This is a genomic window from Psychromonas sp. Urea-02u-13 (assembly GCF_002835995.1).
GTDB lineage: Bacteria > Pseudomonadota > Gammaproteobacteria > Enterobacterales > Psychromonadaceae > Psychromonas.
Genome location: NZ_PJBZ01000183.1, coordinates 1 through 1,930 on the forward strand (window position 1 = coordinate 1; position 1,930 = coordinate 1,930).

The window sequence follows — 1,930 nt, forward strand, 5'->3', positions numbered from 1 at the left end:
TAAGTATTTATAGAAAGAATCATTCTTGTCAGAGCAATAACAATTTACTGCTAGTAATATTATTAACTTCGAATCTAATGTGGCTCTAACAATATTAGTGTAAACCTTCTCTGTTTCAGAGGGAACGGTGGACTCAAGTTTACTTCGTGAAAACTCACCAACTAATGTTGATTCTGGGCACTTATGAGCAATAAATTTTAGTAATTGATATAAGGTTCTAAAATACTTATTTAAATTCCCGCCTTTAGGGTATATGTAAGTCTTTGACTCTCTTAATATGCTTGTTGAAACCCATTGAGTATCGTAAACCCTGCCCATAATATTATCATAAACAAAGTCTGTCACTTTAGGCTCATCCGAACTTTTCAATTGGTTCAACAGTGAAAAAAATGTATCTTCAAAACGTTGCATTTTTGCTTGGTGCACTTGCAGCTGTTGTGCACTTACAGAGTTTGAGATCTCTATACGACTAAGTTTTAACTCTTCACTGTTATTCTCCAAAGCTTTCTGATTTTGCCTTAGAGTATAAGCCAGTAAAATTAAGCTTAAGAAAGCGAAAATGGGATTTAAAATACCACCAAAAAAATCGCCAGTAGCTCCCCACTCTTCGATTTTTTTCCAGTAACCCCATCCGAATTGATCTACAAATGTGTATATACTTGTCGATGCAGCAAGCAATGCGAACCCTAGTAAAAAATATATTTTATTCAAAATTACCTCTATATGAGAATATATGCAAAGCACCTAACAGCTTATTATAAATAATAATTCTGTGTTTTTTGTAAAAACACTGAGTACATTAATGACCTATCGCCATTTAAAATACGATGCACCTCATATTAAATCAATATCTTATGATTAACAATATACAATCAAACATATTAAGGTCGAGATCAATTCTGTATTAACAACAGAAATACGGATAACACGTAAACTGTATATAAACGCATAAATTATTATGCAATAATGATAAATAAAGCCTCCATTTAAAAGAGTGAAAGGCTTATGAAACTTTCCAGTTTATTATTCTTTTAAAATTAATTTTTATTGCACTATCAAACAGTATGAAAGAGCAGTACTTAATGGCTGACCAAATTATTTCGCGAGCATATATCAAGCGACTTTAAAATAATATTACATGCCATTACATCACCATATAAATGATTTTATTACCCTTTCTTAAGTATTTGCATCTTTATTCAAACGCTGTATTACATATGCACATTGTGGTAAATATACAGAAAACTACCCAAGGTAATTGTTTACAAATAACCTCATAATACGCCATTAAGCACTTCTAAATACCTATCTAAGGCTGTATAAATAGACAGTCACTTTTAAACGGTACATTTATGTCAATTAGAAAACAGCCTAACGGTAAATACTTAGTTGAGCTCTACGCCCAAGGCCGTGGAGGGAAACGGACTCGAAAAACGTTTAGTACGCAAGCTGAAGCCAAACGCTTTGAACAGTTCACCCTTAACGAAGCAGAGCAAAAGCCTTGGTTGCCTGAAAAAGACGCCGATCGGTCAAAGTAATTGGCGTCTGATACTTGGATGAACTCATTGAAGTTTGGTTTAGTCTGCACGGCCAAGCGCTGAATGATGGCAAAAAACGCAAAAGTAAATTATTAGCGATGTCATTATTAATGGGTAATCCCATTGCTAGAAACGTAATAGCGAAAGACTTCTCTAAATATCGTCAACTTCGAATTCAAACTGTTTCAGTTAAAACGGCAAACAATGATCAAACTTATCTAAATGCCCTCTTCAATGAATTAAAGGGTTCAAAATAGGACTGCCCAATCTTTCAATCAATTTAAAATGACCCACGTTCAACTTTGAAGTGGGCCATGGGGTACAATCAAAAGGCTGAGATGTCCTTTATTTTTCTCTTTATTTGCTCACCCTATTTTAAGCAGTACAACCTC

The 1,930-nt window shown here is 34.0% G+C and carries 3 protein-coding genes; 2 read left to right on the plus strand and 1 reads right to left on the minus strand.

Features of this window, described 5'->3' with window-relative positions; all coding sequences use genetic code 11:
• Window positions 1-711, minus strand: a 711-nt coding sequence (locus CXF74_RS21205) for a putative phage abortive infection protein (protein WP_101084614.1), incomplete at its 3' end; no start/stop codon positions are given.
• Between the two features lie 641 nt (window positions 712-1,352).
• On the opposite strand from CXF74_RS21205, the gene CXF74_RS22290 reads away from it, so the two are divergent.
• Together CXF74_RS22290 and CXF74_RS22295 are read left to right on the plus strand one after the other, a co-directional pair.
• A complete protein-coding gene (locus CXF74_RS22290) occupies window positions 1,353-1,538 on the plus strand; it encodes a hypothetical protein (RefSeq protein WP_198552952.1) in 186 nt (61 codons plus the stop codon).
• Window positions 1,539-1,552: 14 nt separating this feature from the next.
• Entirely contained in the window at window positions 1,553-1,795 is a 243-nt protein-coding gene (locus CXF74_RS22295) for a phage integrase (protein ID WP_198552953.1), read from the plus strand.
• The last annotated feature ends 135 nt before the right edge of the window (window positions 1,796-1,930 follow it).

Coding starts and splice junctions, on each gene's coding strand:
- CXF74_RS22290 (WP_198552952.1), top strand. CDS start 1,353: ATGTCAATTAGAAAACAGCCTAACGGTAAATACTTAGTTGAGCTCTAC.